Source organism: Flavobacterium indicum GPTSA100-9 = DSM 17447, from assembly GCF_000455605.1.
Lineage (GTDB): Bacteria > Bacteroidota > Bacteroidia > Flavobacteriales > Flavobacteriaceae > Flavobacterium > Flavobacterium indicum.
On record NC_017025.1, the window covers coordinates 2,044,679 to 2,060,296 of the forward strand.

13 protein-coding genes and 2 tRNA genes are annotated in these 15,618 nt (G+C 31.9%); 8 read left to right on the top strand and 7 right to left on the bottom strand.

All coding sequences use genetic code 11. The annotated features are described in order from the left end of the window. Positions 1–9 precede the first annotated feature (9 nt). Genes KQS_RS09490 through KQS_RS09515 form a run of 6 tightly spaced genes read left to right on the top strand, consistent with a single transcriptional unit; the run spans position 10 to position 6,117 of the window. Entirely contained in the window at positions 10–2,004 is a 1,995-nt protein-coding gene (locus tag KQS_RS09490; RefSeq protein WP_014388970.1) for a T9SS type B sorting domain-containing protein, read from the top strand. Then, positions 2,001–2,375, top strand: a complete 375-nt coding sequence (crcB, locus tag KQS_RS09495) for a fluoride efflux transporter CrcB (protein ID WP_014388971.1) — start codon at positions 2,001–2,003, stop codon at positions 2,373–2,375. Before KQS_RS09490 ends, crcB begins: the two co-directional genes overlap by 4 nt. Beyond that, complete coding sequence (locus KQS_RS09500) at positions 2,372–3,388, top strand: DHH family phosphoesterase (RefSeq protein ID WP_014388972.1); 1,017 nt, start codon at positions 2,372–2,374, stop codon at positions 3,386–3,388. The genes crcB and KQS_RS09500 overlap by 4 nt, the downstream gene beginning before the upstream one ends. Before the next feature lie 2 nt (positions 3,389–3,390). Further along, positions 3,391–3,954, top strand: a complete 564-nt coding sequence (gene gldI, locus KQS_RS09505; RefSeq protein WP_014388973.1) for a gliding motility-associated peptidyl-prolyl isomerase GldI — start codon at positions 3,391–3,393, stop codon at positions 3,952–3,954. An 8-nt stretch (positions 3,955–3,962) separates the two neighbouring features. Further along, positions 3,963–5,057: a peptidylprolyl isomerase gene (locus KQS_RS09510; RefSeq protein ID WP_014388974.1), complete on the top strand. Its 1,095-nt coding sequence runs from the start codon at positions 3,963–3,965 to the stop codon at positions 5,055–5,057. A 16-nt stretch (positions 5,058–5,073) separates the two neighbouring features. Beyond that, complete coding sequence (locus tag KQS_RS09515) at positions 5,074–6,117, top strand: peptidylprolyl isomerase (protein ID WP_014388975.1); 1,044 nt, start codon at positions 5,074–5,076, stop codon at positions 6,115–6,117. 32 nt (positions 6,118–6,149) lie between these two features. On the opposite strand, the gene KQS_RS09520 is transcribed toward KQS_RS09515, so the two are convergent. From KQS_RS09520 to proS, 7 genes are all read right to left on the bottom strand, one after another. Then, entirely contained in the window at positions 6,150–6,587 is a 438-nt protein-coding gene (locus tag KQS_RS09520; protein ID WP_014388976.1) for a hypothetical protein, read from the bottom strand. 283 nt (positions 6,588–6,870) lie between these two features. Next, a complete protein-coding gene (gene typA, locus KQS_RS09525; RefSeq protein WP_014388977.1) occupies positions 6,871–8,670 on the bottom strand; it encodes a translational GTPase TypA in 1,800 nt (599 codons plus the stop codon). A gap of 794 nt (positions 8,671–9,464) precedes the next feature. Next, complete coding sequence (locus KQS_RS09535; protein WP_014388979.1) at positions 9,465–10,229, bottom strand: hypothetical protein; 765 nt, start codon at positions 10,227–10,229, stop codon at positions 9,465–9,467. A 187-nt stretch (positions 10,230–10,416) separates the two neighbouring features. Continuing rightward, positions 10,417–10,668 (bottom strand): 30S ribosomal protein S20, encoded by a 252-nt coding sequence (rpsT, locus tag KQS_RS09540; RefSeq protein WP_014388980.1) that lies wholly within the window; start codon positions 10,666–10,668, stop codon positions 10,417–10,419. A gap of 156 nt (positions 10,669–10,824) precedes the next feature. After that, a tRNA-Glu gene (locus tag KQS_RS09545) sits at positions 10,825–10,896 on the bottom strand. A 33-nt stretch (positions 10,897–10,929) separates the two neighbouring features. Continuing rightward, positions 10,930–11,001, bottom strand: a tRNA-Glu gene (locus KQS_RS09550). Between the two features lie 278 nt (positions 11,002–11,279). Then, entirely contained in the window at positions 11,280–12,758 is a 1,479-nt protein-coding gene (gene proS, locus KQS_RS09555) for a proline--tRNA ligase (protein WP_014388981.1), read from the bottom strand. A 97-nt stretch (positions 12,759–12,855) separates the two neighbouring features. Between proS and KQS_RS09560 the strand changes: the two genes are divergently transcribed. Beyond that, positions 12,856–13,911, top strand: coding sequence for a hypothetical protein (locus KQS_RS09560; protein WP_014388982.1), 1,056 nt, complete (start codon positions 12,856–12,858; stop codon positions 13,909–13,911). 65 nt (positions 13,912–13,976) lie between these two features. Next, the gene (locus tag KQS_RS09565) at positions 13,977–15,515 is read left to right on the top strand and encodes an OmpP1/FadL family transporter (RefSeq protein WP_014388983.1); all 1,539 of its coding nucleotides are present in this window, start codon (positions 13,977–13,979) and stop codon (positions 15,513–15,515) included. Positions 15,516–15,618: the final 103 nt, after the last annotated feature.

A 15,618-nucleotide genomic window follows, 5' to 3' on the forward strand; every position in this document is an offset into this window, starting at 1 on the left:
GCAGATGCTATGAATAAAATAATTTTTATACTTTTTTTACTCGTTTACAGTTCAGTTTCGGGTCAAAATATTTCAGTTGACAGCAATTATACTGCTGCACAATTAGTACAAAATGTTTTAGTTAACAGTGGATGTATTCAAGTTTCAAATGTTTCTGTTTCTGGTGGAAATTTTGGAAGTAGTGAAACAAGTTATGGTTATTTTAATGCTAACGGAAGTATTTTACCATTTACTGATGGCGTATTACTGACTACTGGAAAACTAACTTCAGCTGTTGGTCCAAACTCAAATTTTTCTGATGATGGAAGCGGTCTTGGTTGGAATGGTGATACCGATTTAAATACGGCGTTAGGATTATCTAATTCCTATAATGCAACAGTTTTAGAATTTGATTTTGTTCCCAATACAAGTCAGATTAGTTTTGATTACATTTTTGCTTCAGAACAATATTTGTCTAATCCAGGTTCAAATCAATGTAATTTCACTGATGGTTTTGCCTTTTTGTTAAAAGAAGCAAGTAGTTCCAGTTATCAAAACCTAGCTGTAATTCCAGGAACAAATACACCTGTTAAAGTCAATACGGTTCGAGGTTCAGGCACTATTTGCCCGCCTGCTAATGAAGCGTATTTTGATGCTTTTAATTCAGGAAATTACCCAACAACTTTTGACGGGCAAACTAAAACGTTAACCGCACAAGCCAATGTTACTCCAGGAACACTTTATCATATTAAATTAGTCATTGCAGATGAAGGAAATGCACGTTTTGACTCTGGTATTTTTTTAAAAGCGGGAAGTTTTAACTCAAGAAAAGATTTAGGTCCTGATCGTTTACTCGCAACTGGAAATCCTTTGTGTTCAGGAGAAAATTTCGTTGTTAATGCTTTTGAAAATTTAGCAACCGCTTACCAATGGTTTGAAAATGGAACTCCTATTACAGGAGCAACCTCAGCAACTTATACAATCAATCATGCTGGAGAATACAGTGTTGAAATTGAAATTAATTCAAATTGTACCATTTTTGGAAGTATTAAAATTGAACAAGCACCCGCATTGCTAATTAATGATGATAGTTATTCTTTATGTGATACCGATACTGATGGAAAAGCTAACTTTGATTTAAACGCGATTAAAACAAGTTTATTCACAAATCTACCAACTGGTTTTCAAATTGATTTTTTTGAAACCACAACGAGTACAACGGCTTTACCTAGTAATTATAGCAATACCACTCCCTTTACTCAAACGATTTATGCAAAAATAACTAATATTCAGAATTGTTATGTTCCTTTTCCTGTTTACTTAACTGTCAATGTATTTAACCCACAATTCCCTAATGAAAATATTAGTATTTGTAATTCTAATAACGAACTATTAGTTGCTCCAGCAGGATTTAGTTCTTACAGTTGGAATACAACTCCCGTTCAAAACACGCCAACAATAACCGTAAATTCTAGTGGTACATATATAGTTACCATAACAAATAGTAATGGTTGTACAACAACTAAAACTTTTGTTGTTTCTTCTTCAGAAGCTCCAACTATCACTTCAATAGAGGTTAATGATTTTGAAGAAGAATTAAGCGCAACTGTTAATGTTCAAGGAAATGGAAATTATCAATACGCACTTAACGGAGGTGCTTTTCAAGCTAATCCAACATTCATTTTAAATGAATCTGGTGAATATGAAATTGTGGTGAACGATAGTAATGGTTGTGGCACAGCAACGGCTTCCTTTTATGCTTTAAGTTATCCTAAATATTTTACACCAAACGGAGATGGCTACCATGACACATGGAAAATAGAAAATTTAGATAAAAAAGGACTAGAAAATAGTAGAATTTATATCTTTGATCGTTTTGGTAAATTACTAAAACAAATTTTAGCTTCAGGCGAAGGATGGAATGGTTATTTTAACAATCAAATGATGCCTTCTTCTGATTATTGGTTTGTATTAGAATTAACCAATGGAAAAACTATTAAGGGACATTTTAGTTTAAAACGATGATAAAAAATATACTTTTAGTTGCCATAGGAGGTGCTTTTGGTAGTGTTGCGCGGTATTTTTTGAGTTCTATTTTTTCAAAAGCACAGCAAAACTCATTTCCGTGGCCAACCTTCATTGCTAATATTTTAGGCTGTCTAATCATTGGCCTACTTTTTGGATATATTCAAAAAAATCAGGTACAAAATGAAACATTAAAACTGGTCTTGATGACCGGATTTTGTGGAGGATTTACAACCTTTTCAACTTTTAGTTTAGAAAACATTCAATTTATACAAAATCAAAACTATTCAACAGCAATAATCTACACTTTGAGCTCAATATTACTTGGCTTAGGAGCGATTATTTTAGGAATAAAATTAGTTAATTCATGAATTTATCAGAACAACAACTTGCCGAATTAAAAGCCTTACTTTCATCACCAAAAAAAGTGACGATTATTCCACATAGAAATGTAGATGGTGATGCCATGGGGTCTACATTAGGCTTGTATCATATATTAAAACAATTAAATCATGATTGTGTGGTGATGCCTCCTAATGAAATTCCTGAATATTTAAAGTGGCTACCGGGTACTGAAACAACATTGGTTTATGAAGGTGAAAAAGTGGGTGAAGCCATTAAACGTTTAAGACAAAGTGAACTTATATTTACGTTAGATTTTAATGCGTTTCACAGAACCGGTGAACAAATGGAAAGTATTTTAAAAACATTAGATACTAGATTTGTCATGGTAGATCATCATGAAAAACCGGATAACTATGCACAATTTACTTTTTCGAGTACAGAATATGGTTCAACATGCCAAATGATTTACGATTTAGTATCACAATTGGGCTATACCGATTTGATTTCTAAAGAGGCGGCTACTTGCATCTACACGGGAATTGCAACAGATTCTGGCGGATTTAGATTTCCAAGAACTACTGGAAATACACATCGAATTGTAGCAGATTTAATTGATAAAGGGGTTGATAATACTCAAGTCTACATCAACTTATATGATAATTCCAATTACAATCGTTTACAATTATTAGGTAGGGCATTACAAAATATGAGAATTTTACCTGAATACAAAACCAGTTACATTACACTTTCTCAAGACGACTTAGACGAATTTCATTATGAAAAAGGAGACACCGAAGGTATTGTAAATTATGGCTTAACGGTAAAGGATATAGATTTCACAGCTTTTTTTACTGAAATTAAAGATGAAAACATCATTAAAATCTCATTCCGATCTCAGGGATCGTTTGATGTGAACCAGTTTGCACGAAACTATTTTAATGGTGGCGGACATGTAAATGCTGCTGGTGGTAAATCTTTTGACTCATTAGAAGTAACAATCAATAAATTTATTGCTATTTTAGCAACTGAAAAAAAATAAAAATGCATTTAAGAAAACACTTAGGATTGACTTTAATTGCTTTGGCATTCCTTTCTTGTTCTGAACAACAAGCAAGAAAACCTATTTCTCAAACTTCGGGGAGCTTCATGAAAGAATCCATCAAAAGAAATAAAAAATTAGTAGCAAAAGAAGAAGATGCCATTGCTAAAATCATAAAAAAAGATACTGCGAATCAATATATTGCCTCAGAAAAAGGATATTGGTATGCGTATGAAGTTAAAAGTAACGAAACCACTACACCGGTTAAAGGCGATATAGCCCAATATGTTTATGAAATAACAGATTTATATGGCAATCAAATTTATTCTAAAGAAGAAACAAAACCGCAAACTTATTATGTTGATAAACAAAATATTATGATTGGACTAAGACATGGTATTAAATTGATGCATAAAGGGGATCGTGTAAAATTCATTTTTACTTCTCATATGGCATACGGATACCATGGTGATGATGATAAAATTGGTACCAATCAACCTATTATTTGTATTGTAACTTTAAATGATATAAAAAAAGATTCTCCAGCTAAAACCATAAATAATTAATAGTTCCTATGAAAAAGTTAAGTATACTTGTTAGTATTTTTTCACTTTTACTACTTTCATGCAATACAAAAAATGCAGAAGTAAATAAAGATTTACCTGATGGTATATATGCCTTAATTGAAACTTCTAAAGGTGATATCATTGCGCGTTTAGAATATGAAAAAACACCATTTACAGTTGCTAATTTCATTACACTTGCTGAAGGAAAAAACACTTATGTAGCAGATAAATACAAAGGAATTCATTTTTATGATGGGTTAACTTTTCACAGAGTTGAAATGAATCCTCCTGTAATTCAAAGTGGATGCCCGCTTGGAAATGGACAAGGAGGACCTGGGTATAAATTTAAAGATGAATTTCATCCCGATTTAAAACACTCTAAAATGGGAATTCTTTCAATGGCAAATTCAGGAGTAAGTACAAATGGTTCTCAATTTTTCATTACTTTAGATGAAATAGATTATCTTGATAACAAACATACTGTTTTTGGTGAGGTTATTGAAGGGTTAGATGTATTACCTTCAATTGTAGTTGATGACGAAATAAATTCGATTACAATTATTAGAAAAGGTACTGCAGCTAAAAAATTTGATGCTGTTAAAACTTTTAAAGAATACTTTGAAAGAGAGCTAGTTTTACAAAAAGAAATTGATGCAAAATCTTCTATTATCAAATCTGAAAAAGTTGCTCAATTTAAAGATGTAATGAAAACTGGTAGCAAAACTAAATCTGGAGTTATTTATAAAATTTTAAAATCAGGTTCAGGTAATAAACCTTTAGCTGGCACGGAAGTATTTGTTAACTATTCTGGATTTTTAGAAGATGGCACGCTGTTTGACTCAAGTAGTGCTGAGATGGCTAAAGCTTTTGGTAAATTTGATGCAAATAGAAATGAAACTTCAGGCTACAATCCATTACCTGTAATCTATGGAGATAAAATGGGAATGATTCCAGGATTTATTGAAGGATTAGACAATATGAAATATGGAGATAAAGCTATTATATTTATTCCAAGTTATTTAGGTTATGGAAAAAGTGGCGCGGGCGAAATTCCACCAAATGCAAATCTTTATTTTGAATTAGAAATTTTAGAAAAAAAATAAATTAACTTTTAGATATATGAAACTTAAATCAATTGTTTTATTATTACTTTGTGCTACAACTACATTCGCACAAAAAAAGAAAGAAGTAAAACCTGTTCATTATAGCAAAAAACCAGGTATGTATGCTGAAATTTATACTACAAAAGGTAAAATTGCTTTAGAATTAGAATACAAAAAAACACCAATTACTGTGGCTAACTTCGTTAGCTTAGCAGAGGGAAAAAATGAATTTGTTTCGGCTGAATTAAAGGGTAAACCTTATTATAATGGTTTAAAATTTCACAGAGTTATTTCTAACTTCATGATTCAAGGTGGTGATCCTAAAGGTGATGGTTCAGGTGGACCAGGTTATAGCTTTAAAGATGAATTTGATCCAAGCTTAAAACACGATAAAGCTGGAATTTTATCAATGGCTAATGCCGGACCTAAAACTAATGGCTCTCAGTTTTTTATTACACACAAGGAAACGCCATGGTTAGACAACAAACATAGTGTTTTTGGACATGTGGTTGAAGGACAATCGGTAGTGGATGCAATTGCTCAAAATGATTTAATTGACAAAGTGGTGATTTTAAAAGTAGGTAAAGAAGCTAAAGCTTTTGATGCAGTAAAAGTTTTTGGTGACTATTTTAAAAATAAAGAAGCCTTAGAAAAGAAAGAGAAAGAAGAAAAAGAAAAAGCGGATGCCGCTTTGAAAGCTAAAGTAATGCAAGAATTTGCTAATGCTACTACTACTGCTTCAGGATTAAAATATATTGTTTTACAAGAAGGAACTGGTGCTCAACCAACAGCAACTAGTAACGTAAAAGTACATTATACAGGTATGTTATTAGACGGAAAAGTTTTTGACAGCAGTGTACAACGCGGAGAACCAATTAGCTTTGGTTTAAACCAAGTAATCAAAGGTTGGACTGAAGGTGTGCAATTAATGAAAGAAGGTGCTAAATATAAATTCTTAATTCCTTCAAACTTAGCTTATGGTGAAAGAGGTGCTGGTGGTGTTATTCCTCCAAATGCTGACTTAATCTTTGAAGTGGAGTTATTAGGAATTAACAAATAATAACAAAAAAGCCTCTATTTAAGAGGCTTTTTTTATTCATTGAATTTCCAATTGAATTCGTCTTTATCATTAATAATGGCTCCAATTTCTATTTTGACTACTTCATTATAATCTACATATAGCATCAACCAATTTTCTTCGTTAAAATAAATTTGAACACCATCTTCCTCGTGTTGGTCGTATTTGTCAATTTTATTTAAAGCTAAAGTACCTTGAACCAAATCCCATTCTGTTTGAAGTGCTTTTGAACCTAACAAAGTTGCAGCTGGATTAGAAATGGTAATATATCCCAAACGAAAATCTTCATCGGCATAAAAGGTCAACTTCATTTTCTCTTGGTAATACACATAAATAATATTGTCTTCTTCGTCTTTTATTACGCGATTAGGCTTACCGTATAAGGTTTCCACATATTTTTGTGTCATTCCAAAAAGCAAACGATCGAAGCCGTGTTGTAATTTAATTTCCATATTCTGTTTTTTGCAAAGGTAGCAGTAATATTAGAAACATTGTACTCCTACTTTAAATTAAATAGAAATGTATTAGTTATGAAAAACGAAACTTCTACTATAGCCGGGATAGTAGCAAAGTACCATGTACTGCGGATAGCCCGAGAGTACGTGTTTTGAAAATGAATGTTGTGCTTCAAAAAAAAACCAATTAAACGAAATTAAATTCGAATAATTGGTTTAGATTCTATTTAGAAACTGAAATGAATTCAGTTTGACAAAATTTTATGTTTAAATAGCGAGTTTACTCGATTTTGAAACGTTTTCTATCGTTTTCGTTCAAATAAATTTTACGTAAACGTAATGATTTTGGTGTCACTTCAACGTACTCATCTTTTTGGATGTATTCTAACGCTTCCTCTAATGAGAATTTGATTGCTGGTGTAATTCTAGTTTTATCATCAGCACCTGCCGAACGGAAGTTAGTCAACTGTTTCGTCTTTGTGATGTTGATTACCATATCGTCACCTCTTGAGTTTTCACCCACAACCTGACCTTCGTATACATCTTCGTTAGGATCTACGAAGAATTTACCTCTATCTTGTAATTTATTGATTGAATAAGGAATAGCTTTTCCGTTTTCCATACAAATTAACGAACCATTGATACGTCCAGGAATTTCACCTTTGAATGGTTGGTATTCCAAGAAACGGTGTGCCATAATAGCTTCACCTGCTGTTGCCGTTAACAACTGGTTACGTAAACCGATGATACCACGTGAAGGAATGTTGAATTTAATAATCATACGGTCCCCTTTTGGTTCCATAGATAACATTTCTCCTTTACGAACCGTTACGAATTCCACTGCTTTACCTGAAACATTTTCTGGTAAGTCGATTGTTAATTCTTCGATCGGTTCACATTTTTGACCATTAATTTCTTTAATGATAACTTGTGGCTGACCAATTTGTAACTCATACCCTTCTCTACGCATAGTTTCGATAAGTACTGATAAGTGTAATACCCCACGACCAAATACTAAGAATTTATCTGCAGAATCGGTTTCGTTAACACGTAATGCTAAGTTTTTTTCTAATTCTTTTTCTAAACGCTCTTTTACGTGACGAGAAGTCACAAATTTACCTTCTTTACCAAAGAAAGGTGAGTCGTTGATGGTAAACAACATACTCATTGTTGGCTCATCGATAGCAATAGATTGTAATGCTTCTGGATTTTCGAAATCAGCAACAGTATCTCCAATTTCAAAACCTTCTAAACCTACAATAGCACAGATATCACCTGCTTGTACGCTTTCAACTTTTTTACGACCTAAACCGTCAAATGTATGTAATTCTTTGATTCTTGATTTGATGATTTTCCCGTCTCTTTTTACTAAAGAGATTTGTTGGTTTTCTTTTAATTCACCTCTTTGTAAACGACCGATAGCGATACGACCTGTAAAGCTAGAGAAGTCTAACGACGTGATTAATAATTGAGGTGTTCCTTCTGCTACTTTTGGAGCTGGAATATGCTCAATTACCATATCTAACAACGGCTCGATGTTTTCAGTTTGGTTTTTCCAATCGTCAGACATCCAGTTGTTTTTAGCCGAACCATAAACGGTTGGGAAATCTAATTGCCACTCTTCAGCACCTAATTCGAACATTAAGTCGAATACTTTTTCGTGTACTTCTTCAGGTGTACAGTTTTCTTTATCTACCTTATTGATAACCACGCATGGTTTTAAGCCTAAGTCAATCGCTTTTTGCAATACGAAACGTGTTTGCGGCATAGGTCCTTCGAAAGCATCTACTAAAAGTAGTACTCCATCGGCCATGTTTAATACACGTTCTACTTCCCCACCGAAATCCGCGTGTCCTGGAGTATCGATGATGTTGATTTTAGTTCCTTTATAGTTAACGGAAACGTTTTTAGAAACGATAGTGATTCCTCTTTCACGCTCTAAGTCGTTGTTATCTAAGATTAAGTCGCCTGTATTTTCGTTTTCACGGAACAATTGACAGTGGTACATAATTTTATCTACCAAAGTTGTTTTACCGTGGTCAACGTGTGCAATAATCGCGATATTTCTAATTGCTGTCATAAGGTATTTTTTTGAAGGTGCAAAGGTAGTGAAAAGTTTGCAGTTTAAAGTTTAAAGTGTACAAATTTTTAAAATTTAATAATTTGTTGATGTTGAGGAAGGTAAATTGTAAGTTTGAGAATAAGCTTTAATATAAAAATCTATTACAATCTTTAATTCACAAAACATCTTTCAAAATATTCAAATTTATTTTGAAACAACAACACATTTCTTCTTCAATTTATATTCTATTAAAAAAAGAACTAATAACAAAATAAGAAAAAGCGATAAGAAAGGACTTCCAACAACCGACCAACTCAATGAATTTTGATGAAAAATTGAAAATGTAAAATATAAAATCGACAATAAAAAAGAGAAAATGCCTGAAATAATTATTAAATATTGATTGTTAACAAAAAAATAAACAATTAAGACTAAAAAGAAAAACACATGAATTATTATTAAATTATAATTAGAAAAAATATAAAATGAGTCATATAACTCAGTTTCTTCATTATAATGCATATCGATTGGAATTATATAAAATACTATATTTAATAATAGCACCAATATTTTAATTATAAATATTTGTTTATTTCTCAAAATTATTATATTTTAAAATTAAAACTGAATTTAAACATCAAACCACCTAACAAATAGTTTAATCTATATTTAAAGATTTAATAGAAAAAGAATATTATTATATACAAATGAATTATTTATTTAAATCTCTTTTGAAATATATAATTGAATTTAAAATAATATTTACATTCTTACCAAATACCTATCTATTAGCTGTTTAAATTTATTTAATACTAGTTTCTAAGAATTTTTACAAATGTATATTTTTCTTTTATTTCATTATTAATCTTGATTTCCTCAATAAAAAAACCTTTAATAACATTGAATTTGTCATTTACACTAAATGCCAACTCATATTCATTTTTTCTATTTTTTGGTATATCAATTAATTTAAGTGAATGTACATTACAAAAGTCATTTGTCAATTTACTTGAAGCATAAAATTTCAAATTATTAACCTTTATTCTTTTATCTGAATTAAATCTTAATTTTAAAACTTCAACATGTTCACCATCAAATACAGTGTCTTTAAATTTGAAATTATAAAAACTACTTTTATCACAATCCAAAATATCATTAGATTTATAATTCCAAACTTGATTAAGAAAACTTTTTTTACATATTTTTAAATATTCTTCTCTTCTAATTAATTTATTGTCTTTAAAATAAAACCAAAAACCAATTTTTTTATCATTTTGCATTTCTCCTGAAGCATTAATAATTCCTTTGCTATCATAAAAATTAACTTTAAAAATATCACCATTTTTGTTTTTATTTTTAGTGATAAATTTAGAAATTTTAATTCCTTTTTTTTCAATTATGATCGAGTCTACAATCGCATTTTTGCCATAAGAAGTGGCTTTTTGACCATCTTCAAAATTTTTTATTTCTAAAATATTATTGTCTTTTTGATTGCAAGAATTATTCAAAATAATTAAAATAATTAAAGTTGATAATCTTTGAAAGTAATTAATTAAACTAAAAAAATTTTTATCCATTTTGAATTTTTATTACTATTTGATTATTTTTTGCCTATTTATTTAAACACAAAAGCTAACTTATTAACACACAACTTTACATTTACAAGTAATCATTACCATTCGTAAATCTACAAAAAGTAAGAAAATAAACCAAATAAAAAAAGCCCTGAATTTCTTCAGGGCTTTTAAGTATTATAAGCTTGTATTACAAAGCGTTTACGTGTCTTGTTAATTTAGACTTTAAGTTAGAAGCTTTGTTAGAGTGAATTACATTCTTTTTAGCTAACTTATCAATCATTGCAATAACTACTGGTAATTTCGCTGTAGCTTCTGCTTTATCAGTTGAAATTCTGATAGCTTTGATAGCGTTACGTGTAGTTTTGTGTTGGTATCTATTTAATACTCTTTTTTTCTCGTTGCTTCTAATTCTTTTTAAAGCTGACTTATGATTTGCCATTTTCTTCTAATTTAATTGTAATAATTATATAAACTATTAGTTAAAAAAGAAAAACCTCCCACATTCACCATGGCGAACACTTTGGTTTTAACTAATAAAACAAAAAAGAGAGACACTTCTTTTTTGTTTTATAAAACTAATTTACAACTAATTTTGTAGCCCGTAGGGGAATCGAACCCCTCTTACCAGGATGAAAACCTGGCGTCCTAACCGATAGACGAACGGGCCAAAGCCTGTTTTTAAAGTTTTCAGTAAACTGTGTAGCCCGTAGGGGAATCGAACCCCTCTTACCAGGATGAAAACCTGGCGTCCTAACCGATAGACGAACGGGCCATTACATTATTTCTGTAATGCGAGTGCAAAGATACTACTAATTTTTATTCCTGCAAGAGGTAGAATACTTTTTTTTCTATTTTTTTTCATCAAAAAATAAAATTTACTAAAAATCAATATTTTACAATTCTATTTTTTTTATTTTTTTTCACTCCTCATACAACTCTTCTAATTCAGTTGGCAATATGAATCTCCTATCACTACCATTTTAAACAAAAAACCACAGTCTAGTACAACTGTGGTTTTATTTATATTACATTATACTAAGGTCAGACTTATTAGTACGCTTTTGCGAACAATACTCTTCCTGTAGATGGTTTACCTGTCAAAACACAAACTCCCGCCTCCTCTACTCGATCTAAAGGAATACAACGAATGGTTGCTTTGGTCATTTCTTTAATTTTTTCTTCAGTCTCTGGCGTTCCATCCCAATGTGCCGAAATGAAACCTGTTTTATTTTCTAAAACATCCACAAATTCATCCCATGAATTTACTTCTGTAATATGTGTATCTCTAAAATCAAACGCTCTTTGGTATAAATCTGCTTGAATTTTCGACAACAAATCTTGTAAATAAGCTACAATTCCGTCTTTAGAAACCACTTCTTTAGTTAAAGTATCACGACGTGCAACTTCATAGGTACCATTTTCTAAATCATTTGGACCAATAGCTAAACGCACTGGCACCCCTTTTAATTCCCATTCTGCGAATTTAAATCCTGGTTTCTGTGTATCTCTATTGTCATATTTTACCGAAACACCTACTTTACGTAAATCAACCATTAATTCTTTTACTTGTGCAGAAATCGCATCCAATTGCTCATCTGTTCTATGAATAGGCACAATCACCACTTGAATTGGAGCTAAATTTGGAGGCAATACCAAACCATTATCATCCGAATGTGTCATTACTAACGCTCCCATTAAACGGGTAGAAACTCCCCAAGAAGTACCCCAAACAAACTCTTGTTTCCCTTCTTTATTCGCGAATTTTACATCAAAAGCTTTAGCAAAATTTTGCCCTAAGAAATGAGAAGTTCCAGCTTGCAATGCCTTACCGTCTTGCATTAATGCTTCAATACAATAGGTTTCTTCCGCACCAGCAAAACGTTCAGATTCTGTTTTTAATCCTTTTACTACAGGTATAGCCATAAAATTTTCCACAAAATCTGCATATACATGCATCATTTGTTCTGATTCTTCAATTGCCTCCTGACGCGTGGCATGAGCAGTATGCCCTTCTTGCCATAAAAATTCAGCTGTACGTAAAAACAAACGGGTACGCATTTCCCAACGCACTACATTTGCCCATTGGTTAATTAATAATGGTAAATCACGGTACGATTGCACCCAACCTTTGTATGTTGACCAAATAATTGCTTCACTCGTAGGACGAACCACTAATTCTTCTTCTAATTTAGCATTCGGATCAACAATTAATTTACCTTTATTTTCTTCATCATTTTTCAAACGATAATGAGTAACAACAGCGCACTCCTTTGCAAATCCTTCAGCATTTTTTTCTTCCGCTTCAAACATACTTTTGGGCACGAATAAGGGGAAATATGCATTTGAATGTCCGGTTTCTTTAAACATTTTATCTAATTGGGCTTGCATTTTCTCCCAAATTGCATATCCGTACGGTTTAATTACCATACATCCTCTTACTCCAGAATTCTCAGCTAAATCGGCTTTAACTACTAATTCGTTATACCATTTAGAGTAATCTTCGGCTCTAGTTGTTAATTTTTTACTCATTATTTGTTAATTTGGTACAAAATTTGATTTATTTATTTTAAATTCGTGCAACAAAACTAGTTAATTTTACGTTGACCAACAATAAAAAAATTGTATTATGAAAACAAATTACCTTTCTAAGCTAAAAACTTATAGATTTTTACATCTATTTGTTGGTTCATTAGCGTTAACAGCTTGTGGGTCTTATCAAAATTCCTCATATTATGATAATGATGGTGTTTATGGTTCTGACACGCAAAATGTAACCTACAACCAACAAACTCAAACAGAAACTGTTGTAGTAGAGGATAACAAATACGCACAACAATTCAGAGACATGCAGAATCAATATCCGTCGGGTGATGAAATATTTACAGATGTTGATAATTACAAATCCACATCAGATACTGTTTATGTTCAAGAAAACAATAAAAGCTATGCCGGATGGGGACAAAATCAAAACAGCAATGTTACAGTAAATGTCTATAACAATTCTCCCTATTGGGGATGGGGTGGTTATTACAGACCATGGGGGTATTACAGCTCTTGGGGATGGAATAACGGATGGTATGATCCTTACTGGGGATGGAACAGCTGGTATGGCGGTTATTATGGCGCTTCATGGGGTTGGGGCTGGAACAATTGGTACGGTGGATATTATGGGCCTTACGGTTATTACGGAGGATACTATCCTTATTATGGCTATGGAGGCTATGGATGGAATGGTTGGTATGGAAGAAATGTAGCCTACAATAATGGTAGAAGAGGAAGTTATAACAACAACTTTAATAACGGAACTTATCCTAACGGAAGATATTCTAGTGGAAGTCGTTCATCTAATTCTTTAGGAACCCCTAGAAATAATTCTTTTAGTACTCCAAGAACAAATACTACAACACAACCTAGAATAAACACGCAACCGAGAGTATTACCAAACAGCAACTCTGGTAATGCGCCTAGAACAAATACTACAACACAACCTAGACAGTATAACACACCTAGAACTAATACCGATACTCCAAGACCAAGATACGAATCTTCTCAACCAAGAAGTAATAACTACTCAACACCAAGAAGTTCTGATTTTGGTGGTAGCAGAGGAGGTAACTTCGGCGGCGGTGGCGGAAGCTTCGGCGGCGGTAGAAGTGGCGGCGGAGGTGGCCGTAGAGGTTAACAATTAAAATAACCTACTTGGATGATTCTAAGTAGGTTATTCAGAAAATTTTAAAAAAAACACAAATGAGAAAGTTAATATTATCTGTTCTATTATTTGGAACTTATTTTACTTATGCCCAAGAAACTACCATAAGTGACGCTTTAAGATATGGTGTTGAAAATTTAAATGGTTCTGCCCGATTTAGAGCTATGGGAGGAGCATTTGGTGCAGTAGGTGGTGATTTATCATCTTTAAATGTAAACCCTGCTGGATCTTCTATTTTTAATTCCAATCAAGCTGCAGTATCAGTAACGAGTTTCAATATTTATAATAATGCAAAATATTTTGGTAGTTCTGCATCTACAAATGACAACACATTAGATATAAATCAATTAGGTGCTGTATTTGTTTTTAAAGATCAAAGTGGAAAATCCGGATGGAACAAATTTACCTTAGGGCTTAATTATGAAAAAACTAATCATTTAGACAATAGCATCGTAAGTCAAGGAACAAATCCTTTTAACTCTATGGGTGCTTATTTTTTGAACAAAGCACAAGGTATTGATGTAAGTTATTTACAAACCTTACCTGGAGAATCAATTTCTGATTTATATGCTTATTTAGGTGAGAATTATAATTTTGATTCACAACAAGCCATGTTAGGATACCAGGGCTATATGTTTGATGAAGACACTTCTACTTCTGCCACTACTGATTATTGGACTAATATACCAACGGGTGGTAACTATTTCCATAGAAATACAATTACATCTAGAGGCTATAATGGAAAATTTACTGCCAATGTTTCAGGATCTTACATGGATAAATTGTACTTAGGTATGAATTTAAATTTTATGTTTACAGATTATACTAGAACGTCATCGTTGTATGAGAGTAATACTAATTTACCTTATTCTACAGGAACCACTGTTGAAGCAGCACAATTTGACAATAAATTATACACATACGGTTCTGGTTTCTCAATGAATTTTGGAGCAATCTATAAATTAAAAAACAATTCGCGAATAGGTTTTTCTTATGAAACCCCAACTTGGTATCGTTTAAATGACGAACTAACACAACGTTTACAAACCGCTACAACTGACGGAACAGTTAATTATACTGACGACATAAACCCTGGGGTTACTAATATTTATCCTGTTTATAAAATTCAAACTCCAAGTAAAATCACAGGAAGTTTTGCTTATATATTTGGTAAAAATGCTTTATTAAGTGTTGATTATATTTACAAAGATTATGCAAAAACTAAATTTAAACCAACCAATGATGGATTGTATAGTTATTTAAACAATGTAATGAATAACGTATTACAAGACAATTATGAATTAAGAATTGGGGGGGAATATAAAATCAAAAAATGGAGTGTTAGAGGTGGTTATCGTTTCGAACAAAGTCCATATAAAAAAGATTTTGCAATGGGAGATTTAACAGCTTATTCTGGTGGTTTAGGCTATAATTTTGGTGGTTCGAGACTGGATATTTCTTACACCAATGAACACAGAAACTACAACCAATACTTATTAACTTCTGGACTAAACGATACTGCAAGAATAAGAAACTATAACAATAATGTTACTGTAACTTATGCTATAAATTTCTAAATGTAATATCAAAATATAAATTAAAAAGTGCTTACAGATAATGTAGGCATTTTTTTTTATGACTATTGAAATGTAATTTTTCTGTACCAATTCAAAAAGAAAG